Raw genomic sequence first — 596 nt, forward strand, 5'->3', positions numbered from 1 at the left:
GCCTACATGAAGCTGGAGTTACTAGTAATCGCGAATCAGCATGTCGCGGTGAATACGTTCCCGGGCCTTGTACACACCGCCCGTCACACCATGAGAGTTGGCAATACCCAAAGTTCGTGAGCTAACCGCAAGGAGGCAGCGACCTAAGGTAGGGTCAGCGATTGGGGTGAAGTCGTAACAAGGTAGCCGTAGGAGAACCTGCGGCTGGATCACCTCCTTTCTATGGAGAAATCTAGCAAACAAGAAGTTTGACTAGTAAATAAAAAATTCGGAAAAGACGAATTTCTTGTTTAAAAGAAGGTTTCGGTTGTTTATATCCTGTTCAATTTTGAGAAACCATAGTTTCTCTTTTGTTCTTTGAAAATTGCACATTGAAATAAATTGTTGATACAACAAAGCCAAGAAAATGTATTTTAAATACTATTCTTTGTGACTAATTCAAGATTGTAAAATCTGAAACATGACTAATTAATAGGTCAAGCTACAAAGGGCGTATGGTGAATGCCTTGGCATCAGGAGCCGATGAAGGACGTGATAAGCTGCGATAAGCTTCGGGTAGGCGCACATAGCCAGAGATCCGAAGATTTCCGAATGAG

2 rRNA genes are annotated in these 596 nt (G+C 42.3%); both read left to right on the plus strand.

Features of this window, described 5'->3' with window-relative positions:
• A 16S ribosomal RNA gene (locus CLTHE_RS01540) occupies nt 1-220 on the plus strand; the annotation flags it as partial.
• Between the two features lie 254 nt (nt 221-474).
• Nucleotides 475-596, plus strand: a 23S ribosomal RNA gene (locus CLTHE_RS01545); the annotation flags it as partial.

Origin of the sequence: Clostridium thermobutyricum DSM 4928 (genome assembly GCF_002050515.1) — a bacterium.
GTDB classification, from domain to species: domain Bacteria; phylum Bacillota; class Clostridia; order Clostridiales; family Clostridiaceae; genus Clostridium; species Clostridium thermobutyricum.